Annotated in this window: 17 protein-coding genes, 3 pseudogenes and 1 riboswitch; of the genes and pseudogenes, 6 read left to right on the top strand and 14 right to left on the bottom strand. The window is 71.4% G+C overall.

Annotation, left to right across the window (positions count from 1 at the left end; translation table 11 throughout):
• Positions 1–16 precede the first annotated feature (16 nt).
• Positions 17–1,194 (bottom strand): annotated as a pseudogene (locus tag ACFV7Q_RS12475) (PotD/PotF family extracellular solute-binding protein).
• A gap of 127 nt (positions 1,195–1,321) precedes the next feature.
• A complete protein-coding gene (locus ACFV7Q_RS12470; RefSeq protein WP_385427320.1) occupies positions 1,322–2,761 on the bottom strand; it encodes a gamma-aminobutyraldehyde dehydrogenase in 1,440 nt (479 codons plus the stop codon).
• Positions 2,762–2,930: 169 nt separating this feature from the next.
• Here ACFV7Q_RS12470 and ACFV7Q_RS12465 point away from each other — a divergent pair, with 169 nt between their 5' ends.
• The 5 genes from ACFV7Q_RS12465 (at position 2,931) to ACFV7Q_RS12445 (ending at position 7,856) form a co-directional block, all read left to right on the top strand.
• On the top strand, positions 2,931–3,434 hold the full coding sequence (locus ACFV7Q_RS12465; protein ID WP_385427317.1) for an Lrp/AsnC family transcriptional regulator: 504 nt from the start codon (positions 2,931–2,933) through the stop codon (positions 3,432–3,434).
• On the top strand, positions 3,419–4,798 hold the full coding sequence (locus ACFV7Q_RS12460) for an aspartate aminotransferase family protein (RefSeq protein ID WP_385427314.1): 1,380 nt from the start codon (positions 3,419–3,421) through the stop codon (positions 4,796–4,798). Before ACFV7Q_RS12465 ends, ACFV7Q_RS12460 begins: the two co-directional genes overlap by 16 nt.
• 173 nt (positions 4,799–4,971) lie before the next feature.
• Positions 4,972–5,727 carry an ABC transporter ATP-binding protein gene (locus ACFV7Q_RS12455; RefSeq protein ID WP_385427311.1) on the top strand — a complete coding sequence of 252 codons (756 nt, stop codon included), beginning with the start codon at positions 4,972–4,974 and terminating at the stop codon, positions 5,725–5,727.
• A complete protein-coding gene (locus ACFV7Q_RS12450; RefSeq protein WP_385427308.1) occupies positions 5,709–6,800 on the top strand; it encodes a hypothetical protein in 1,092 nt (363 codons plus the stop codon). Before ACFV7Q_RS12455 ends, ACFV7Q_RS12450 begins: the two co-directional genes overlap by 19 nt.
• Positions 6,801–6,914: 114 nt before the next feature.
• The gene (locus ACFV7Q_RS12445; RefSeq protein ID WP_385427305.1) at positions 6,915–7,856 is read left to right on the top strand and encodes a hypothetical protein; all 942 of its coding nucleotides are present in this window, start codon (positions 6,915–6,917) and stop codon (positions 7,854–7,856) included.
• Positions 7,857–8,069: 213 nt separating this feature from the next.
• Here the strand turns inward: ACFV7Q_RS12445 and ACFV7Q_RS12440 are convergent, their stop codons facing one another.
• The 9 genes from ACFV7Q_RS12440 to rpsB all read right to left on the bottom strand — a co-directional run bounded on the left by ACFV7Q_RS12440 (position 8,070) and on the right by rpsB (position 17,938).
• Positions 8,070–9,122, bottom strand: a complete 1,053-nt coding sequence (locus tag ACFV7Q_RS12440) for an ABC transporter ATP-binding protein (protein WP_385427301.1) — start codon at positions 9,120–9,122, stop codon at positions 8,070–8,072.
• Positions 9,122–10,738 carry an ABC transporter permease gene (locus ACFV7Q_RS12435; protein WP_385427298.1) on the bottom strand — a complete coding sequence of 539 codons (1,617 nt, stop codon included), beginning with the start codon at positions 10,736–10,738 and terminating at the stop codon, positions 9,122–9,124. The genes ACFV7Q_RS12440 and ACFV7Q_RS12435 overlap by 1 nt, the downstream gene beginning before the upstream one ends.
• 56 nt (positions 10,739–10,794) lie before the next feature.
• Positions 10,795–11,898 (bottom strand): thiamine ABC transporter substrate binding subunit, encoded by a 1,104-nt coding sequence (locus tag ACFV7Q_RS12430; protein WP_385427297.1) that lies wholly within the window; start codon positions 11,896–11,898, stop codon positions 10,795–10,797.
• Between the two features lie 85 nt (positions 11,899–11,983).
• Positions 11,984–12,092: riboswitch (TPP riboswitch) on the bottom strand.
• A gap of 58 nt (positions 12,093–12,150) precedes the next feature.
• Positions 12,151–13,266 (bottom strand): 23S rRNA (adenine(2503)-C(2))-methyltransferase RlmN, encoded by a 1,116-nt coding sequence (gene rlmN, locus ACFV7Q_RS12425; RefSeq protein ID WP_385427295.1) that lies wholly within the window; start codon positions 13,264–13,266, stop codon positions 12,151–12,153.
• 193 nt (positions 13,267–13,459) lie between these two features.
• Entirely contained in the window at positions 13,460–14,545 is a 1,086-nt protein-coding gene (locus ACFV7Q_RS12420; RefSeq protein ID WP_385427292.1) for a phosphatidate cytidylyltransferase, read from the bottom strand.
• Positions 14,545–15,102 (bottom strand): ribosome recycling factor, encoded by a 558-nt coding sequence (gene frr, locus ACFV7Q_RS12415; protein ID WP_179175888.1) that lies wholly within the window; start codon positions 15,100–15,102, stop codon positions 14,545–14,547. The genes ACFV7Q_RS12420 and frr overlap by 1 nt, the downstream gene beginning before the upstream one ends.
• 85 nt (positions 15,103–15,187) lie before the next feature.
• Entirely contained in the window at positions 15,188–15,967 is a 780-nt protein-coding gene (gene pyrH / locus ACFV7Q_RS12410; RefSeq protein ID WP_385427289.1) for a UMP kinase, read from the bottom strand.
• A 163-nt stretch (positions 15,968–16,130) separates the two neighbouring features.
• Positions 16,131–16,967 carry a translation elongation factor Ts gene (gene tsf / locus ACFV7Q_RS12405; protein WP_385427287.1) on the bottom strand — a complete coding sequence of 279 codons (837 nt, stop codon included), beginning with the start codon at positions 16,965–16,967 and terminating at the stop codon, positions 16,131–16,133.
• Between the two features lie 134 nt (positions 16,968–17,101).
• Positions 17,102–17,938, bottom strand: coding sequence for a 30S ribosomal protein S2 (gene rpsB / locus ACFV7Q_RS12400; protein WP_385427284.1), 837 nt, complete (start codon positions 17,936–17,938; stop codon positions 17,102–17,104).
• Positions 17,939–18,105: 167 nt separating this feature from the next.
• Between rpsB and ACFV7Q_RS12395 the strand changes: the two are divergent.
• Positions 18,106–18,648: pseudogene (locus ACFV7Q_RS12395) on the top strand (peptidoglycan DD-metalloendopeptidase family protein); the annotation flags it as partial.
• Positions 18,649–18,799: 151 nt separating this feature from the next.
• Here the strand turns inward: ACFV7Q_RS12395 and ACFV7Q_RS12390 are convergent.
• The 3 genes and pseudogenes from ACFV7Q_RS12390 to ACFV7Q_RS12380 all read right to left on the bottom strand — a co-directional run.
• Entirely contained in the window at positions 18,800–19,357 is a 558-nt protein-coding gene (locus ACFV7Q_RS12390) for a TetR/AcrR family transcriptional regulator (protein WP_385427440.1), read from the bottom strand.
• A 51-nt stretch (positions 19,358–19,408) separates the two neighbouring features.
• Entirely contained in the window at positions 19,409–20,245 is an 837-nt protein-coding gene (gene whiG, locus ACFV7Q_RS12385; RefSeq protein ID WP_385427281.1) for an RNA polymerase sigma factor WhiG, read from the bottom strand.
• Between the two features lie 248 nt (positions 20,246–20,493).
• Positions 20,494–21,159, bottom strand: a pseudogene (locus ACFV7Q_RS12380) (DNA-processing protein DprA); the annotation flags it as partial.
• Positions 21,160–21,268 lie beyond the last annotated feature (109 nt).

Raw genomic sequence — 21,268 nt, 5'->3', positions numbered from 1 at the left:
ACTTCCGTGGCGATGATCACAAGCCGGCGATGGCGTTCCAGCGGCGGGCGAAGGTGCGGCGCTCCGCGGAGGTGATGGCGCGGGCCACGGCCAGGCGCCCCCGCATCTCCCCGTCCGGGAACACCAGCGGGTTCTCGGCGAGTTCCGCGGTCTCCTTGTCCTCCGAGCGCGCCAGCACCTCGCGCGCGGCCGGAACGGGGCAGACGTAGTTGACGAAGGCGGCGAGCTCGGCGGCCACCTCCGGGTCGTAGTAGTGGTCGACGAGGGCCTCGGCATTGGCCTTGTGCCGGGCCAGGTTGGGGACGAGCATGCTCTCCGACCACAGCTCGCCGCCCTCCTCGGGGACCACGAACTCGATGTCGGGGTTGTCGGCCTTGAGCTGGATGGCGTCTCCGGAGTAGGCCTGGCAGGCCAGGACGTCGCCCTTGGCGAGGTCGGAGGTGTAGTCGTTGCCCGTGAAGCGGCGGACGTGCTTCTTCCGCACCAGCGCCTCGACCTGGTCGCACATCCGGTGGAAGTCCGACTCGGTCCACCGGGTGACGTCCACGCCGTTGCCCTGCATCAGCAGGGCGAAGGACTCGTCGAGGCCGGAGAAGAGGGTGACCCGGCCCGCCAGGTCCGGGTGCCACAGGTCCTTGACGGACTTGACCTCCCTGCCGAGCGCCTTGCGGTTGTAGGCGATGCCGGTGATCCCCGACTGCCAGGGCACGGTGTGCAGGCGGCCCTCGTCGAAGGCGGGCGAGCGCAGTTGCGGGTCCAGGTGCGCGGCCACGTTGGGCTGCGCGGCGCGGTCCATCGTCTGGGCCCAGCCCAGCTGGACGTACCGGGCGGCCATCCAGTCGGTGACCACCACCAGGTCCCGCCCGGTGTCCTGGCGGTTCATCAGCGCGGGGCTGATCTTGCCGAAGAACTCGTCGTTGTCGTTGATCTCCTCGCTGTAGGAGACCTCGATGCCGGTCTTCCGCGTGAAGGCCTCCAGGGTGGGGCGGCGCTCCTCGTCCTCCTCGTCGGCGTCTATGTACAGCGGCCAGTTGGAGAAGGCGAGGCTCCGGTCCCGGCCCGAGCGGTCCGGGCCTCCCCGCCGGTCCTCGGGGACGTACGCGGACGGCACACCACAGCCGGCGAGGGCCGGAGCAGGCCGGCGGCACCGAGTCCGCGCAGCGCCGTACGGCGGGGGAAGGCGAGTTCAGGCATGGAGAAGGGCCTCGGGGAACGAAACGGGGGCGGGCAATGGACACATTGTCCACTGCCCGCCCCTTGATCGAACTCCGACGGCCCTTGCGGGGTCCCCCGGGTCACACGCCCCCGCCGGGGCGGCCGATCAGCCGTCGAGCGAGGTCATCACGTGCTTGATGCGGGTGTAGTCCTCGAAGCCGTAGGCGGAGAGGTCCTTGCCGTAGCCGGACTTCTTGAAGCCGCCGTGGGGCATCTCGGCCACCAGCGGGATGTGGGTGTTGATCCACACGCAGCCGAAGTCGAGCTTCTTGGACATGCGCATCGCGCGGCCGTGGTCCTTGGTCCACACCGAGGAGGCCAGGGCGTACTCGACGCCGTTCGCGTACTCCACGGCCTGCGCCTCGTCCGTGAAGGACTGGACGGTGATGACCGGGCCGAAGACCTCGTTCTGGACGATCTCGTCGTCCTGCTTGAGGCCCGAGACGACGGTCGGGGCGTAGAAGTAGCCCTTGTCGCCGACCCGGTGGCCGCCCGCCTCGACCTTGGCGTGCGCCGGGAGGCGGTCGATGAAGCCGGCGACCTGGCCCAGCTGGTTGGGGTTGTTCAGCGGGCCGTAGAGCACGTCCTCGTCGTCCGGGGCGCCGGTCTTGGTGTCGGCGGCGGCCTTGGCCAGGGCGGCCACGAACTCGTCGTGGATGGACTCGTGGACGAGGACGCGGGTCGCTGCCGTGCAGTCCTGGCCTGCGTTGAAGTAGCCCGCGACGGCGATGTCCTCGACGGCCTTGGCGATGTCGGCGTCCTCGAAGACCACGACCGGGGCCTTGCCGCCGAGCTCCAGGTGGACGCGCTTGACGTCCTTCGAGGCGCTCTCGGCGACCTGCATGCCCGCGCGCACCGAGCCGGTGATGGAAGCCATCGCCGGGGTGGAGTGCTCGACCATGGCCTTGCCGGTCTCGCGGTCGCCGCAGACGACGTTGAAGACGCCCTTCGGCAGGATCGAGTCGATGATCTCCGCCATCAGGACGGTGGAGGCCGGCGTGGTGTCCGAGGGCTTGAGCACCACGGTGTTGCCCGCGGCGATGGCCGGGGCGAACTTCCACACGGCCATCATCATCGGGTAGTTCCACGGCGCGACCTGGGCGCAGACGCCGACCGGCTCGCGGCGGATGATCGAGGTCATCCCGTCCATGTACTCGCCGGCCGAGCGGCCCTCCAGCAGGCGGGCCGCTCCCGCGAAGAAGCGGATCTGGTCCACCATCGGGGGCAGCTCCTCGCTGGCCGTGAGGCCCAGCGGCTTGCCCGTGTTCTCCGACTCGGCGGCCACCAGCTCGTCCGCCCGCGCCTCGAAGGCGTCGGCGATCTTGAGCAGGGCCTTCTGCCGCTCGGAGGGCGTGGTGTCGCGCCAGCCCGGGAAGGCGGCAGCGGCGGCGGCCATGGCCGCGTCCACGTCGGCCTGGCCGGAGAGCGGGGCCGTTGCGTACACCTCGCCGGTGGCGGGGTTGACCACATCGGTGGTCCGCCCGTCGGCGGCGTCCTTGAACTCCCCGCCGATGTAGTTGCGCAGACGACGCAGTTCGGTGGTCACTACAGCCACACTCCTGATCAATGTCCAATGATTGAGACGCTCCCCCAAGCCTAGCTGTTGGGCGGACGCTTTCGACAGGGCCAGACACGGCCACCTACGAAATCAGTGAGATCAGGATCCAAAGACAACGGATTTCATTGAATCCGTCTTGCGGAACAGACGACTCCTCGTGCACAGTGAGGTCGTGGTCAGTCGAAGCGCAGATTCCAGGAGCAGGCAGCCGTCCCCTTCGGTCGATGCTGTGTCGCTCGCGATCATCGAGCAACTGCAGGAGGACGGCCGTCGGCCGTACGCGGCGATCGGCAAGGCGGTGGGCCTGTCCGAGGCTGCCGTGCGCCAGCGCGTGCAGAAGCTCCTCGACCAGGGCGTCATGCAGATCGTCGCCGTCACCGACCCGCTCACCGTGGGCCTGCGCCGCCAGGCCATGGTCGGCATCAACGTCGAGGGCGACGTCGACCCGGTGGCCGATGCGCTGACCCAGATGGCCGAGTGCGAGTACGTGGTGATGACCGCGGGCTCGTTCGACCTGATGGTGGAGATCGTCTGCGAGGACGACGACCACCTGCTGGAAACGATCAACAAGAAGATCCGCGCCCTCCCCGGCGTGCGATCCACCGAAAGCTTCGTTTACCTGAAGCTGAAGAAGCAGACCTACATGTGGGGAACCCGATAACCGTGACCCAGGACCTGTCCAAGACCGCGTACGACCACCTGTGGATGCACTTCACCCGCATGTCCTCGTACGAGAACACCCCCGTCCCCACCATCGTCCGCGGTGAGGGCACCTACATCTACGACGACAAGGGCAAGCGCTACCTGGACGGTCTCGCCGGCCTGTTCGTGGTCAACGCCGGTCACGGTCGCAAGGAGCTCGCCGAGGTCGCCTACAAGCAGGCGCAGGAACTCGCGTTCTTCCCCGTGTGGTCCTACGCCCACCCCAAGGCAGTGGAACTGGCCGAGCGCCTCGCCGGCTACGCGCCGGGCGACCTCAACAAGGTCTTCTTCACCACCGGCGGCGGCGAGGCCGTCGAGACCGCCTGGAAGCTGGCCAAGCAGTACTTCAAGCTCAAGGGCAAGCCGACCAAGTACAAGGTCATCTCGCGCGCGGTCGCCTACCACGGCACCCCGCAGGGCGCCCTGTCGATCACCGGCCTGCCGGCCCTCAAGGCCCCCTTCGAGCCGCTGGTCCCCGGCACGCACAAGGTGCCGAACACCAACATCTACCGCGCCCCGATCCACGGCGACGACCCCGAGGCCTTCGGCCGCTGGTGCGCCGACCAGATCGAGCAGCAGATCCTCTTCGAGGGCGCCGACACCGTCGCCGCCGTCTTCCTGGAGCCGGTGCAGAACGCCGGCGGCTGCTTCCCGCCGCCGCCCGGCTACTTCCAGCGGGTCCGCGAGATCTGCGACGAGTACGACGTGCTGCTCGTCTCCGACGAGACGATCTGCGCCTTCGGCCGCCTCGGCACGATGTTCGCCTGCGACAAGTTCGACTACGTCCCGGACATGATCACCTGCGCCAAGGGCATGACCTCGGGCTACTCCCCGATCGGCGCCTGCATCGTGTCGGACCGCGTCGCCGAGCCCTTCTACAAGGGCAACAACACCTTCCTGCACGGCTACACCTTCGGCGGACACCCGGTGTCCTCCGCCGTGGCCCTCGCCAACCTCGACATCTTCGACAAGGAAGGCCTCAACCAGCACGTGCTGGACAACGAGGGCGTCTTCCTGAAGACCCTCCAGAAGCTGCACGACCTGCCGATCGTCGGCGACGTCCGCGGAAACGGCTACTTCTACGGCATCGAACTCGTCAAGGACAAGGTCACCAAGGAGTCGTTCACGGACGAGGAGACCGAGCGCGTGCTCTACGGCTTCCTCTCCAAGGCGCTCTTCGACAACGGCCTGTACTGCCGGGCCGACGACCGCGGCGACCCGGTCGTGCAGCTCGCCCCGCCGCTGATCGCGGACCAGGGCACCTTCGACGAGATCGAGGGGATCCTGCGCTCGGTGCTCACCGAGGCGTGGACCAAGCTCTAGAACCGGGCTGTAAATAGTCCGAACCACACGGCCCGGATACCCCGTTCGAGTGAGAACGCGGGCGTCCGGGCCGTGTGCTGTCGGCATGCGGGACGTTCATCTCTTTACATCTCAGTGCGGGCGCCAGTGACCGAACGGGCTCCGCTTCGTTCCCCCGGACGGAGGTGTACGCCATGGTGGCTCCACCGGACGACGATGTGCTCTGGGCACGGTCCGTTCACTACTCCCACAACGGTTCACCCGGCATCATCGGGGTCTCGGTCGGCGTCCGCCAAGGCGAGGTCCTCGCCGTGACCGGCCCGCGCGGCAGCGGGAAGACCACCCTGCTGCGCTGCCTCAGCGGGCAGCTCGTCCCCCGCGAGGGCGAGGTCTGGTTCAACAGCGTGCCCGTCCACACCATGGGCGCCCTCAGCCGCGAACGACTGCGCCGCGACCGCTTCGGCTGGATCGGCCCCGAGCCGGACCTGCTGCCCGAGCTCACCGTCTGGGAGAACGCCGCCCTCCCCCTCCTGGTCTCCGGCGCCTCCCACCGCACCGCCAAGCGGACCGCCTGCGCCTGGCTGGACCGGCTCGACGTCGCAGGCTTCGCCCGCAAACGCCCCCGCGCCCTGGACCGCGCCGCCTCCCAGCGCGTCGCCCTGGCCCGCGCCCTGGTCAGCGAGCCCTCCGTGATCTTCGCCGACGAGCCCACCGCGCCGCTGCACCGCACCGAGAGCGCCCTGCTCCTGCGCACCCTGACCACCGCGGCCCGCTCGCACGAGGTCACCGTGGTGCTCGCCACCCACGACGAGGACACCGCGGCCGTCGCCGACCGCCGGTTCGCCCTCCTCGACGGCCGCCCCGCCGGAGCGGCCACCGGCCCGTCCGGCCCGACCGGCCCGTCCGGCGACTTCCCGGAGGGCCAGGCCGCGTGCTCGCTCTCCGCCTAGCCCGCGGCTCCCGCCCGCTCGTCCAGCTGCGCCGCCTGCTGGTCGCCGCCGCCTGCGCCGGCACCGGCTTCCTGCTGCTGTACGTGCTCGCCGGGGCGGTGGTCCGGCCCGCCGGATCGTTCCCGCGGCTGTTGTGGGCGCTGGTCCCGCTCGCCGCCACCGTCCACCTCGCCGTCGCCGTCGCCCGGACCGACCCCGCCACCCGGCCCCGCGCAGGGATGGACGCTGTCGGGCTGGGACCCGTACGCCTCACGCTCGTCGCGGCCGTCTCCACCGCGATCTCCTGCACCCTGGGCAGCGTCGTGGCCCTGGCCGCCTTCCTCCACCTGCGCGGCGACCTGGGCGGACTCCTCTTCGACGGAGCCGGTGCCCGGCTGCTGCACGCCGACCGGCCACTGCCCGTGGCCGCCGCCCTCACCCTGTTGGTCCTCGTCCCGCTGACCGCCTCGGCCGCCACCGCCTTCGCCCTGCGCCCGCACACCCCTCCCGCCCCGCGGACCGGCCTGCCGTGGGGCATCGCCCTCACCGCCTGCGGGCTCGCCGTCGAGGGGTACGCGGGCCCCGGCGGGGCCGTGCTGCCCGCCGGCTGGTTCCTCACCGCCCTCGGGCTCGCCCTCGCCGGACCGGGCCTGGCCTACGCCTGCGGGACCCTGGTCCAGGCCGCCCGCCCCGGAGCGCTCCGGCTGCTGGCCGGCCGGGCCCTGCAGGAGGAGGCCCCGCGGATCGGCCGCCCGCTCGGCGTGCTCTGTGCGGTCGGGGCGGCCGCCCTCAGCGCCGCGACCCTGCCCGGTCCGGGCGGACCCGGCTCCGCGGACGGGCCCGGCGCCCCGCTCGGCCCGCTGACCGCCCTCGCCTGCGCCCTCGTCGCCCTCTGCGCCGCCGCGACCCTGCTCACCTCCGCCGTCGAGGTCCGTCAGTCCCGCTCCGCCGCCCGCGCCGCCCTGCTCCACCTCGGCACCCCCGGCACCGTCCTGCGGACCGCCGCCACCGTCCGGGCCGGAGCCCTGCTCACGGTGTGCGTACCCGTCAGCTGGGGCGTGGCCCAGCTGACTTCGCTCGCGCTGACCCGCTGAGCACTTCAACGAGCCGGGCCCCGGAGGCAACTTCCGGGCCCGTTCTCACGTCTGGCAGTCGTACGCGAAAGCGGCACTTACCGCACGACCTGCCATACGTGAACGGAGCCATCGGTGCTCATAGGCCTGCTGACCGCGATAGCGGCGTCCATCTGCTACGGCACGGGATCCGTCCTGCAAGCCGTCGGGTCGCGCCGGGCCGCCCGGACGACCCCGGCCGCCGCGGGGGTGACCGCGCACGGCGGCCCCAACCTGTCTTCGACCGCAAAGGCGGCGATGACCTGGGAATTCATCGTGGGAACCATCCTGGACTTCGCGGGCTTCGGCCTGGGCGCCCTCGCCGCCCGGATGCTCCCCCTCTTCCTGTCCCAGACCGTGATCAGCGCCAACCTGGTGATCACGGCCGTGCTGAGCGTGCGGATGCTCGGCATCCGGCTCACCCGCAAGGAGTGGATCTCCATCGGGGTCGTCTGTGCGGCGCTGGTGCTGCTCGCCACCGCCGCCGGCCACGAGGGCGGCCACCACGCCCCCATGGCCACGCACTGGTGGCTGTTCGCCGTGACCGCGCTGATCATCGTGGGCGGCACCGTGGCCGTACGCCTGCTGGGCGGGCGGGCGGCGATCCTCGCGGGCCTGCTGTCCGGCCTCGCCTTCGGTGCGCTCGGCGTCGGCGTGCGGATCCTCAACGGCATCGACCCCTTCGACCCGGCCGCCCTCCTCGGCGACCCGGCCCTGTACGCCATCGTCCTGGCCGGTGTCGGCGGCATGTACCTGCACACCGTGGCCCTGCAGATCGGCTCCGTGAACGGGGCGACCGCTGCGCTGGTGGTCGGCGAGACCGTGCTCCCCGGGGCGATCGGCGTGCTGTGGCTCGGTGACGCGTCCCGACCGGGCCTGGCCTGGCTGGCCGTACTGGGCTTCGTCCTCGCAGTGGCCGGCGCCGTGGCCGTGGCCTGGTACGGCAACCACGACGGGGCCGAGGCTCCGGACGCGGACACCCTGCAGGCCGGGGACCCCGAGCCGGCGCGCGAACCGGAGCCGGCGCACCCGCGCTAGACCGGCCGGCCCCTCCCGGCCGGCCCCTCCCGCCCGGCCCCTCCCGGCCGGCCGCCCACGTCGCGGACGGACCACCCACCGCCCCGACCGGGTTGGCCAGGGGGGGCGTTCGCGCCGGCGCCGTGCTCGCCGCGCCGGGCACCCCGCTCGTCCCCGCCGCCGCGCACCCAGGCGCACTGCGCCTGAGGACCGGGCCGGCTCCCGGCGCCCCGGTCAGGCCGCCGGAAGGACGACCACCTCGCTCGGCGTGAACGTGACCGCGACCCGGTCGCCCACCGCCGGGGCGGCGGCCAGACCGCACTCGGCCTCCAACTCCGGACCGGCCTCCGGGCGCAGCCGTAGCGCCACGTGCGTGCCCCGGAAGGTACGGGACACCACCTCGCAGCCGAGGCCGGCGGCCGCGAGCACCACGCCGGCCGGGCGGACCAGCACCCGCTGCTCCCCTTCCGGGGAGCCCTCCGGCACCGGGACCTTGCCCCACGCCGTCGCGGCCGCGCCGCCCGACACCGTCGCGGGGACGACGTTCTGGAACCCGAGGAAGCGCGCCACGAACTCGGAAGCCGGCCGCTGCCACACCTCCAGCGGGGTCCCCGCCTGCGCGATCCGGCCCTCGCTCATCACCACGACCCGGTCGGCCAGGGCGAACGCCTCCCCCTGGTCGTGGGTGACGGCCAGCACGGTGGTGCCCAGCCGGGAGAACAGCCCGCGCAGCTCGACCACGAGGCGCTCGCGCAGCCCGCGGTCCAGCTGGCCCAGCGGCTCGTCCAGCATCAGCAGCCGCGGCGACGGCGCCAGCGCCCGGGCCAGCGCGACCCGCTGCTGCTCGCCGCCCGACAGCGAGGACACCGAGCGCTGCCGGGCCCCGGGCAGACCGACCAGCTCCAGCAGCTCCGCGACCCGGGCCTGCGACGGGCCGCCCGCTGCTCGGCGCCGTCCGCGCAGCCCGCCCGCGGCGTTCTGCATGCGCAGGCCGAACGCCACGTTCTCGCCCACGTTGCGGTGCGGGAACAGCTGGTGGTCCTGGAACATCAGCCCGACCCCCCGCCGGTGCACCGGCACCCGCGCCTGGTCGGCCCCGCCCAGCAGGACCCGGCCGGCCGAGACGGGCTGGAGCCCGGCGACGACCCGCAGCAGCGTGGACTTCCCGCTGCCGCTCGGCCCGAGCACGCACACGATCTCGTGCTCGGCGACCTTGAGGTCCACCCGGTCGACGACGGCTCGCTCGCCGAAGCGGACCGACACCCCGGCCAGTTCGAGCAACGTCATCAGAACTCTCCCGAGGTCTTGTCGGGGCGCAGCCGCTCCAGCACCAGCAGGGCGGCCGCGCACACCAGCATCAGAATCGTGCTCAGGGCCATCGCCTGCCCGTAGTTCAGCTCCCCGGCCCGCCCCAGCAGCCGGGCCACGGCCACCGGCAGCGTCGGCCGGTCGGGCCGCGCGATGAAGACGGTGGCCCCGAACTCCCCCAGCGACACGGCGAAGGCGAACCCGGCCGCGACCAGCAGCGCCCGCCGCACCAGCGGCAGGTCCACCTCGCGCCAGGCCCGCAGCGGGGAGGCGCCCAGTACGGCGGCGGCCTCCCGGAGCCGGCTGTCCACGGCCCGCAGCACCGGCAGCATGGTCCGTACGACGAAGGGCACGCCGACCAGCGCCTGCGCCAGCGGCACCAGGATCCACGAGGTCCGCAAGTCCAACGGCGGCTCGTCCAAGGTGATCAGGAAACCGAAGCCCACGGTCACCGCGGACACCCCGAGCGGCAGCATCAGCAGCGCGTCGAAGCCGCGTACGAAGGGGCCCGCGTTCCGGGTCAGCGCCGCGGCGGCGAGCCCGCCGACCACGAGGGCGATGGCGGTGGCGGCCAGCGCGTACTCCAGGGAGTTCCAGACGGCCTCCAACGGCGGCACCAGAAACGTTCCTCCGCCGGAGCCCTCGCTCTGCAACGCCCGGTAGAAGCCCAGCCCGTACCCGCCCGGGGCGTCGAAGGACCGCTCCACCAGCACGGCCAGCGGCAGCACGATCAGCAGCGCCACCGTCAGCAGCACCCCGCCGAGCAGCGCCCGCTGCCCGAACCCGCGCGGCCGGTGCGCGGTCCGCGCCGGGTCCACGAGCCGCAGCGCGGCCTCGCGCCGGCGCACGGTCCAGGCGTGCACGGCGAGGATCAGGGCGACGGCGGCGAACTGCACCATCGTCAGGACGGCAGCAGTGGACAGGTCGAGCAGCTGCGCGGTCTGCCGGTACACCTCCACCTCAAGGGTGGCGTACGAGGGCCCGCCGAGGATCTGCACGACGCCGAACGAAGTGAAGGTGAACAGGAAGACCATGAGCGCGGCGGCGGCCACCGCCGGGACCAGCGCGGGCAGCGTCACCCGCCGCCACGCGGCGAACCGCCCCGCGCCCAGTACCCGGGCGGCCTCCTCCTGACGGGGGTCCAGCTGCGCCCACAGCCCGCCGACGGTGCGGACGACCACCGCGTAGTTGAAGAAGACGTGCGCGAGGAGGATCGCCCACACGGTGGTGTCCAGTCGGACGCCCCACAGCTCCTCCAGGAGCCCGCCCCGCCCGACCAGCGCCAGGAACGCGGTGCCGACGACCACGGTGGGCAGCACGAAGGGCACGGTGACCACCGCCCGCAGGAGCTGCTTGCCGGGGAACTCCAGCCGGGCGAAGACGTACGCGGCGGGGAGCGCGACCAGCAGGGTGAGCAGCGTGGAGACGAACGCCTGCCAGGCGGTGAACCAGAGCACCGCGGCGATGTCGGGCTGGGCCAGCACCTCGCCGATGCGGCCGAACTGCCAGCCGTCGTCGGTCCTGACCCCGCGGCCGACGATCGCGGTGACGGGGTAGGCGAAGAACAGGGCGAAGAAGGCCAGCGGCACGGCCATCAGGGCCAGCCTGACGGCCGCGCCGCGGGCGCCGCCTCGTCCTGCGGGGGCGGGGGCTACTTCACGACGAGCGAGGACCATGTCTTGACCCACTGCTCACGGTTCTTGGCGATGGTCCCGGGAGCCACGGTCTCCGGCTTCTCGACGACCACGCCGTGCTTCGTGAACAGCTCGGGCAGCGCTGCGTCCTTGACCACCGGGTTCACGAACATCTGGAGCGGCATGTCCTCCTGGAACTTCTTGCCGATCATGAAGTCGATCAGCGCCTTGCCGCCCTCCTCGTTCTTCGCGCCCTTGAGCAGGCCGGCGAACTCGACCTGGCGGAAGCAGGTGCCGGTGGCCACGCCCGTGGGGGCCTCGGCCGGCTTGGGCTCGGCGTACAGGACCTCGACCGGCGGGCTGGAAGCGTACGAGACCACCAGCGGGCGGTCGGCCTTGGCCTTCTTGCCGCCCGCCGAGCCGGAGAAGCGCTCGTTGTACGTCTGCTCCCAGCCGTCGACGACCTCGACGCCGTTGGCCTTGAGCTTGCTCCAGTAGTCCTTCCAGCCCTCCTCGCCGTACTTGCCGACGGTGGCCAGCAGGAAGCCCAGGCCCGGGGAGGAGGTGGCCGCGTTCTCGGTGACCAGCAGGTTCTTGTACTCGGGCTTGATCAGGTCGTCCAGGGTCTGCGGCGGGGCGATCCCCTTGTCCGCGAAGTAGGCCTTGTCGTAGTTGACGCAGATGTCGCCGGAGTCGACCGGCGTGACCCGGTGCTGCCCGTCGAGGACGTACTCGGGCTTCACGCCGGCCAGGCCCTTGGCCTCGTACGGGGTGAAGACGCCGTTGTCGAGGGCGCGTGAGAGGAGCGTGTTGTCCACGCCGAAGAACACGTCACCGCGCGGGGAGCCCTTGGTGAGGATCTCCTGGTTGAGGGCCGCGCCCGCGTCCCCGGACTTGAGGACCTTGACGGTGTAGCCGCTCTGCTGCTCGAACTCCTTCAGGACCGATTCGGTCACGTTGAAGGAGTCGTGGGAGACGAGCGTGACCGTCTTGGACTTGGGCGACCCGCTGGCGCCGTCCCCGGCCCCGTCCCGGCCGCCGTCGCCACCGCAGGCGCTGAGCGTGGTGACGCCGAGGGCGGCCGCGAGCGCGGCGCCCGCGATCTTCTTGGTGGTGCTCACTGGTGTATTCCTCCTGGGATGACCAGGAGAAGACGCGGCCCCGCCCGGCGCTCTGTCGGAGCGGACGCCGGGCAGGGCGCAACAGCTTGAGTGGTGACCGAACTCCCTACCCCGAATGACCGGGGCGAGGTTCAGAGGGTCTGCGGCTGACGGTGCCGCACTCTCAGCGCTGTGGCGCTCCCCTGTCGGAATATGCAATTGGTTCGGCCACAGGGTACCCCGTGGCCGAACCGGCTCCACCAGAAGCGGAAGCTACCGTTCCGCCGCGGCCAGCTGGCCGCACGCACCGTCGATCTCCTGACCACGGGTGTCACGCACCGTCACGGGCACGCCATGGCGTGCGATGGCCTCGACGAAGGCCCGCTCGTCCTCGGGGCGCGAGGCGGTCCACTTCGAGCCCGGCGTCGGGTTCAGCGGGATCAGGTTGACGTGGACGCGCTTGCCCTTGAGGAGCTTGCCCAGGAGGTCGCCGCGCCAGGCCTGGTCGTTGATGTCGCGGATCAGGGCGTACTCGATGGAGACCCGGCGGCCGGACTTCTCGGCGTACTCCCAGGCCGCGTCGAGGACCTCGCGGACCTTCCAGCGGGTGTTCACCGGCACGAGGGTGTCGCGCAGCTCGTCGTCGGGGGCGTGCAGCGAGACGGCGAGACGGCACTTGAAGCCCTCGTCGGCGAACCGCAGCATCGCCGGTACCAGGCCCACGGTGGAGACCGTGATGCCGCGCTGCGACAGGCCGAGGCCGTCGGGCTCGGGGTCGGTCAGCCGGCGGATGGCCCCGACGACCCGGTTGTAGTTGGCCAGCGGCTCGCCCATGCCCATGAAGACGATGTTCGACAGCCGGGCCGGGCCGCCGGGCACCTCGCCGTCGCGCAGGGCGCGCATGCCGTCGACGATCTGGTGCACGATCTCCGCGGTGGACAGGTTGCGGTCCAGGCCCGCCTGGCCGGTGGCGCAGAACGGGCAGTTCATGCCGCAGCCGGCCTGCGAGGAGATGCACATGGTGACCCGGTCGGGGTAGCGCATCAGCACGGACTCGACGAGCGTGCCGTCGTGCAGCCGCCACAGGGTCTTGCGGGTGGTGTCCTCGTCGCAGGAGATGTGCCGTACGACGCTCATCAGGTCCGGCAGCAGCTCCTCGCGGAGCTTCTCGCGGGAGCCGGCGGGGATGTCGGTCCACTCCGCCGGGTCGTGGGCGTAGCGGGCGAAGTAGTGCTGCGAGAGCTGCTTGGCCCGGAAGGGCTTCTCGCCGATCGCGGCGACCGCCTCGCGCCGCTCGGCCGGCGAGAGGTCGGCGAGGTGCCGGGGCGGCTTCTTCGCCCCCTTGGGCGCGACGAAGGTGAGCTCTCCCGGAGCGGGGCGGGGTGCCATGACGGTCCTTCCTCAGACGACGAGGTCCGACGGGCTCCGCACGTGCGGAGCCGATGGCGATGGCGCGGTCCGCGCCCGGAGACCTCACGAGATGCGTCCCCGCGATCACGGGGAAAGGGCGCACCACGGAAATGGTGCGCCCTTCAGGATAACCCGGTCGGCTCAACCGGTGCCGACGGTCCGGTTCCGGCGGTCAGCCGGTGCCCACGAACAGGGCCAGCAGCAACCACACCACCGGGGCGGTCGGCAGCAACGAGTCCAACCGGTCCATGATCCCGCCGTGGCCCGGGAGCAGGGTGCCCATGTCCTTGATGCCCAGGTCCCGCTTGATCATCGACTCGCCGAGGTCGCCCAGCGTGGCGCTGACCGCGACCGCGAGACCGAGGACCAGGCCCTGCCACCAGGCCCCGCCGTCGACCAGGAACTCCATGCACAGCGCACCCGCCCCCATCGAGAAGGCCACCGCGCCGAAGAGCCCCTCTCGGGTCTTCCCCGGGCTGATGCGCGGCGCGAGCTTGGTCTTGCCGAAGCGCCAGCCGACCGCGTAGGCGCCGGTGTCGCTGACCACGGTCAGGGCCAGGAAGGTGAGCACCCGCTGCGGGCCGTCGTCCGCCGTGAGGAGCATCGCGACGAAGGTGGCCAGGAACGGCACGTAGAACGCGGCGAAGACACCCGCCGTGACGTCCTTGAGGTAGTCCTCGGGCGGTTCGGTCATCCGCCAGACCAGGACCGCCAGTGCGGTCAGGGCCATGGCCACCCAGGCGCCCTCGGCACCCCGCACGTATCCGGCGATGACCATGGCGGCGCCGCCGATCGCGAGCGGGACGAGCGGCGCCTTGATGCCCTTCTTCTCCTGGAGCCGGGAGGTGAGCTCCCACAGGCCGACGACGACCGCGACGACGATGACGCCGACGAAGACCGCCTTCACGATGAAGAGGGAAGCGAAGATCACCGCACCGAGGCCGACCCCGACCCCTATGGCGGCCCGCAGGTCTCGCCCGGCCCGCTTCTTCTGCTTCTTCTGCGGCGGGGGCGAGGAGTCCTGCGGTGCCTGCGAAGGCGGAGGCGGGGGGCTGGGCATGGGCTCCTGCGGCGGCATCTCGGTGCGGAACGGGGGGCCGCCGTCAGCGGCAGCCCCCCGATCGCCTGCTTCCCGGTCGTCGAAGTCACGGCCGGCGGCATCGGGCACGATGGGCATGGGCCGAGTGTGCGGTCCCACTAGCGCATCGTATGCGGGACCCGCCGTAACCGGCTCCGTGGCCCAGGGAGAGTCGTTCATCAGACCTCGAGCAGCTCGGCTTCCTTGTGCTTGAGCAGCTCGTCCACCTGCGCGACGTACTTCGCGGTGGTGTCGTCGAGCTCCTTCTCGGCGCGGCGCACCTCGTCCTCGCCCGTCTCCTTGTCCTTGACGAGCTTGTCGAGGGCGTCCTTGGCCTTGCGGCGGACGGAACGGATGGAGACCTTGGAGTCCTCGGCCTTGCCGCGAGCGACCTTGATGTACTCCTTGCGCCGCTCCTCGGTGAGCTCGGGGAAGGTCACCCGGATGATGTTGCCGTCGTTGCTCGGGTTGACGCCCAGGTCGGAGTCGCGGATGGCCTGCTCGATGTTGCGCAGGGCGCTCTTGTCGAACGGGGTCACCACGGCCATGCGGGGCTCGGGCACCGAGAAGGACGCGAGCTGGTTGATGGGCGTGAGGGCGCCGTAGTAGTCCGCCACGATCTTGTTGAACATCGCCGGGTGCGCACGGCCCGTGCGGATCGCGGCGAAGTCCTCCTTGGCGACGACGACGGCCTTCTCCATCTTCTCCTCGGCTTCGAGGAGGATTTCTTCGATCACCACGTGCTCCTGCATGTCTTGAATGGATGGTTCAGGCGGGCGGTGCGGGCCGGGCCCGGCGGGACCCGGCCCTGCTGCGGACCGCTCAGGCCCGGGTTCCCTGGTCGCTCACGAGCGTGCCGATCTTCTCACCCTTGACGGCGCGGGCGATATTGCCCTCGGCGAGCAGTTCGAACACCAGGATCGGCAGCTTGTTGTCGCGGCACAGCGTGATGGCGGTGGCGTCGGCGACCTTGAGGTCGCGGGCCAGCACCTCGCCGTACTCCAGCGCGTCGAACTTCACCGCGTCGGGGTTCTTCTTGGGGTCGGAGTCGTAGACCCCGTCGACGCCGTTCTTGCCCATGAGCAGGCCCTCGGCGTCGATCTCCAGGGCACGCTGGGCGGCCGTGGTGTCGGTGGAGAAGTACGGCATGCCCATACCGGCGCCGAAGATCACGACGCGGCCCTTCTCCAGGTGCCGTACGGCCCGCAGCGGGATGTACGGCTCGGCGACCTGGCCCATGGTGATCGCCGTCTGCACACGGGAGTCGATGCCCTCCTTCTCCAGGAAGTCCTGGAGGGCGAGGCAGTTCATGACCGTGCCGAGCATGCCCATGTAGTCGGACCGGGCGCGGTCCATGCCGCGCTGCTGGAGTTCGGCGCCTCGGAAGAAGTTGCCGCCGCCGATGACGACGGCGATCTCCGCGCCGTCCCGGACCACCGCGCCGATCTCGCGCGCGATGGCATGGACGACGTCGGGGTCGACGCCCAGTCCGCCGCCCCCGGAGAAGGCTTCGCCGGACAGCTTCAGCATGAAGCGGCGGCCCTTCTTCCCGTGGTCGCTCTTGTCGTCGGAAGCGTTGTGGGGGTCCACGCCCTGATTCATGGAGATCTCCTCGTGCACATACGAAGAAGGCCATTGCCGGTGGGTCCTCGCGGTTCCCTCTACGGCAATGGCCTCCTCGTCAGATCTGCGGTCGTTCCGCGCGTACGCGGACGACTGCCTCAGACCCTACCGGGGTCCGGTGTCCGTCGTTGTACGGACGGACTCAGATGCCGACCTTGATGCGCGTGAAGCGCTTCAGGGTGACACCGGCCTCGTCCAGGACCTTCTGGACGGACTTCTTGTTGTCCAGGGCGTACGGCTGGCCCAGGAGGGTGGCCTCCTTGAAGAAGCCGTTCACGCGACCCTCGACGATCTTGGCGATGGCAGCCTCGGGCTTGCCCTCCGCGCGGGTGACCTCTTCGGCGATGCGGCGCTCGGACTCGACCTTCTCGGCCGGGACGTCCTCGGCGGACAGCCACTGCGGGGCGAACGCGGCGATGTGCTGCGCGACGCCGCGGGCGACGTCGGCGTTCTCCTTGTCCAGCTCGACCAGGACGCCGATCTGGAACGGCAGGTCGGGCATGGTGCGGTGCATGTACGAGGTCACGTAGCCGCCGGTGAACTGCGCGAAGCGGTCCAGGACGATCTTCTCGCCGAGGTTGGCGTTGGCCTCGTCGACGAAGGCGGTGACGGTCTTGCCCGGCTCGATCTCGGAGGCGAGCAGGGCCTCGACGTCGGCCGGGGAGGTGGCGGCGACGTGGGCGGCCAGCTGGTTGGCGACGGCGAGGAACTTCTCACCCTTGGCGACGAAGTCCGTCTCGCACTTCAGCTCGAGCAGAACGCCGGAGGTGTTGTCGTCGGCGATCAGGGTGACGACGGCACCGTTCTCGGCGGAACGGCCCTCGCGCTTGGCGACGCCCTTCTGACCCTTGATGCGGAGGGCCTCCTGGGCCTTCTCGACGTCACCGTCGGCCTCGACGAGCGCGTTCTTGCAGTCCAGCATGCCGGCGCCGGTGAGCTCGCGGAGCTTCTTGACGTCAGCGGCGGTGTAGTTCGCCATGAGTCTGTGTTCTCTCTCGAAGTCGTAGATCTACGGGTGAACGGCGGAGGAGGCGCGCTCGTGGCGCGGCTCCCCCGCCGTCATCGTCCGTCCTGCGAGTGCCCGGAGCGTGAACGCCGGGCGCCCTCAGCGGGTCAGGCCTGCTCGGCCTCGGCGGCCGGGGCGGCCTCGGCCGGAGCGGCCTCGGCCTTCTTCTCGCCCTCGAGCAGGTCGCGCTCCCACTCGGCGAGCGGCTCGCCGGCGGCCTTGTCGCCCGGCTTCGAGTCACCGGTCGCAGCGCCGGAACGGGCGATGAGGCCCTCGGCGACGGCGTCGGCGATCACACGGGTGAGCAGGGTGACGGAGCGGATCGCGTCGTCGTTGCCCGGGATCTTGTAGTCGACCTCGTCGGGGTCGCAGTTGGTGTCGAGGATCGCGACGACCGGGATGTTCAGCTTGCGAGCCTCGCCGACGGCGATGTGCTCCTTCTTGGTGTCGACGATCCAGACGGCGCTCGGCACCTTCTGCATCTCGCGGATACCACCGAGGGTCTTCTCCAGCTTGGCCTTCTCGCGGGAGAGGACCAGGAGCTCCTTCTTGGTGAGACCCGAGGCGGCGACGTCCTCGAAGTCGATCGCCTCGAGCTCCTTGAGGCGCTGCAGGCGCTTGTAGACGGTGGAGAAGTTGGTGAGCATGCCACCCAGCCAGCGCTGGTTGACGTACGGCATGCCGACGCGGGTCGCCTGCTCGGCGATGGCCTCCTGGGCCTGCTTCTTCGTACCGACGAACATGATGGAGCCGCCGTGCGCGACGGTCTCCTTGACGAACTCGTAGGCGCGGTCGATGTACGACAGCGACTGGAGCAGGTCGATGATGTAGATGCCGTTGCGCTCGGTGAAGATGAAGCGCTTCATCTTCGGGTTCCAGCGACGGGTCTGGTGACCGAAGTGGACGCCGCTCTCCAGCAGCTCCCGCATCGTTACGACGGCCATGGCCATCTCCTTGGTTTCTCGGTTCTTGGTCCTGACGCCCCACCGCGTCCTGCCCCCGGAAAGGGGACCGAGAGACGCTGCCACGCGGCCTTGCCGGCCGGTGCTGGGGCGTGCGAAGTCGACCCGGTGACCCGGATCGCCGTAAGAAGTGTACGGGACCGGGCGGTATGCCAGGTGACGCCGCTGTCCACACCCCGCCACCCGTCCACAGGTTCCGGCGCGCCGTCCGGGCGGTGCGGGACGCTGCCGGCATGACGACACTGCTGATCGCGTTACTGCTGGCGGTGGTGGGGGCCGCCCCGCCCGCCACCGCACTGCCCGGAACCGCCGCCCCACTGCCCGGGACCGCCGCCCCACGGCCCGGGGGCGCACTACCCGGGGCCGCCCCGCCCGCGGCACCCGCTGCCCGCACCGGGCCGGCCCTGCGGCCGCTGCCCGCCCCGCTCGCGGTGGCCCGCTGGTGGGACCCGCCACCGACCCCGTACGCGGCGGGGCACCGCGGGGTGGACCTCGCCGCCCCGGCGGGCACGCGGGTGCGGGCCGTGGGGCCCGGCCGGGTCCACTTCGCGGGCCCGGTGGCCGGGCGCGGGGTGCTGTCCCTCACCCTGCCCGGCGGCCTGCGCACCACGTACGAGCCCGTCCGCCCGCTCGTCGCCGAGGGGGAGCCGGTCGCCGCGGGCCAGGTCGTGGCCGTCCTGACGGAAGGGAGCCACTGCGCCCGCCCCTGCCTGCACTGGGGCCTGCTGTCCGGCGACGCCTACCTCAACCCGCTGTCGCTGCTCCCGCGCCCCACACCGAGGCTGCTGCCGGAAGCGGACCCACCCGCCGGCCCGCCCCGGGCGGCGCGACAGGGACAGCAGGTCAGCCGCGCACGCCGCGGAGGGCCATCGCGACCGCCGTCTCCGTCACCACGGACGGGTCCTCGGCGGCACCGAGCTCGATCCGCCGCACCGCCGCGTCGACCACGCCCTGGAGCAGCATGGCCGCGAGTCTGGGCTGCTCCTGACCCAGGGCTGCGAGCGCCTCCACGATCATCGCCACGAGTCCTCCGTGCGCCGCGCGGATCTTCTCACGGGCACCCGCGTCCAGCTCGCTCGCGGAGATCGCGACCACCGCCCGGTGCCGGCGGTCGCCGACCAGGCCGAGCTGGCTGCGCACGTACGCCTCGATCTTCGCCTCGGGGGTCGCCGCCCGCTCCATGGCGGCCTCGATCTCGGCCGCCCACACGGGGAAGTCCACCGCGCACAGCTCTTCGACCACGGCGGCGCGGGACCGGAAGTACTCGTACACGGAGGACCGGGCGAGGCCGGTGCGCTGCGCCAGGGCGGGGAAGGTCAGCGCCTCCGTCCCGCCTTCGGACAGCAGGGAGCGCGCCGCGTCCAGCAGGGCGCGGCGCTGCATCGACCGGTGCTCGGCCACGGAGGCCGCTCGAATCCTGGGCACGCGTCCACTGTACGGAGGCCCGGGGGCTCAGCGCCCTACATCCGCGAGCTTTGCGCGCAGTTGGAGCACCGACTTGGTGTGGATCTGGCTGACCCTGCTCTCCGTCACCCCGAGCACGTGGCCGATCTCGGCGAGCGTGAGGCCCTCGTAGTAGTAGAGGGTCACCACGGTCTTCTCGCGCTCGGGCAGCGTGTTGATGGCCCGGGCCAGCAGCCTGCGCAGCTCGCGGTCCTCGGCCACCTCCACCGGGTCGTCGGCGGCGGTGTCCTCCAAGGTGTCCATCAGGGAGAGGCGGTCACCGCCGTCCCCGCCGACGTGCAGCAGTTCTTCCAGGGCGACCACGTTCGCGAGCGACAACTGACTGAAGACCGTGTGGAGTTCCTCCACCCCGATGCCCATCTCGCCGGCGACCTCGTGCTCGCTGGGAGTGCGGCGCAGCCGGGCCTCCAAGGTGGCGTAGGCCCGCTCGACGGCCCGCGCCTTCTGCCGTACGGAGCGCGGGATCCAGTCCAACGCCCGCAGCTCGTCGATCATCGCGCCGCGGATCCGGGTGATCGCGTACGTCTCGAACTTGATGGAACGGTCGAGGTCGAACTTCTCGATGGCGTCGATCAGCCCGAAGACGCCCGAGGAGACGAAGTCGGCCTGCTCCACGTTGGGCGGGAGGCCCACGCTGACCCGGCCGGCGACGTACTTCACCAGGGGCGAGTAGTGCAGGATCAGCTGCTCCCGCAGGCGTTCGTCACCCGTCTCCTTGTACGAGCGCCACAGCGCGTCCAGGGACGAGGGCGCGGCGCCCCGCACGCTGCCGCGGGCAGCGGGGGGCACGGCGGCGCGGTCGGACCCTGAGATGTGCTGGGGCATGCTTCGCCTTTGCCGGAGCCGGATTCCTTGGGAGCGTAGCGTGACGAGGTCGTCGCGGTGCGCGAAGAGTACGGGATCGTATAAGGCCCCAGGGGCGTCCCGGCTCGCACGGGCGACCCGGGACCGGCGCCTGGCGCTCGGTCCCGGCAGCTGCCGACGGAAGGACCGCGTCTTTCATCGGCTTCACTCTTTCACCGGAACGCCCCAGGTCAGCGAACGCCTCGCCGGGTGCCACCGGTTCGTGTGGCTCATCGGCGTGTCTGCGGTGTCAAGCGCCATCCGTCGCCCAGCCGTTCGACGAACCCCAGAGAGTGAAGTTCGTACAGTCTGCCGATGACTTCATCGGTTCCGGTGCCCGCGGCGAGGGCGACCTCCTCCACGCGTGCGGGACGGCCGGCCGGGAGCGCTTCGAGCACCCGGCCGGTGTCCGGGCGCAGCAGGTCCCGGGGCAGGACGGGCCCGCGCCGCTCGGGGGCGAGCTCCCCCATCCCCCCGACGAGTTCGACGACCTCCGCGGCGTCGGTGACGAGCACCGCCTCGCCGCGCAGCAGTTCGTGCACCCCCGCCGAGAGCCCGCTGGTGGCCGGGCCGGGGACGCCCATGGTGAACCGCCCCAGCTCACGGGCCCGTCGCGCGGTGACCAGGGATCCGCTGCGGTAGGCCGCCTCGACCACGACCGTGCCCCGGGTGAGGGCCGCGATGACCCGGTTGCGCAGCACGAACCGGGTGGGCGTCGGATGGCTGCCGGGCGGCAGCTCCCCCAGCACCAGCCCCTGGCCGGCGATGGCGCCGAGCAGCCCCGCATGTCCCCGCGGATAGGCGACGTCCACGCCGCAGGCCAGCACCGCTGCCGTGGCCCCGCCGCTGCCGAGGGCTCCGCGGTGGGCCGCGCCGTCGATCCCGTACGTTCTTCCGCGAGTGCGCCTTGCCCGTCAATGGCCACGGCTCGCCGAATACGCCCATGTCACCCGCGGCTCGACGGCGCTGGTCCGGGCAACACCAATGTTGCCCCGAACAGCGCCC

This window comes from Streptomyces sp. NPDC059851 (assembly GCF_042732005.1).
Classification (GTDB): Bacteria; Actinomycetota; Actinomycetes; order Streptomycetales; family Streptomycetaceae; genus Streptomyces.
The sequence above is the reverse complement of the archived record's forward strand: the minus strand, read 5'-3'. Positions and strand labels throughout refer to the sequence as shown.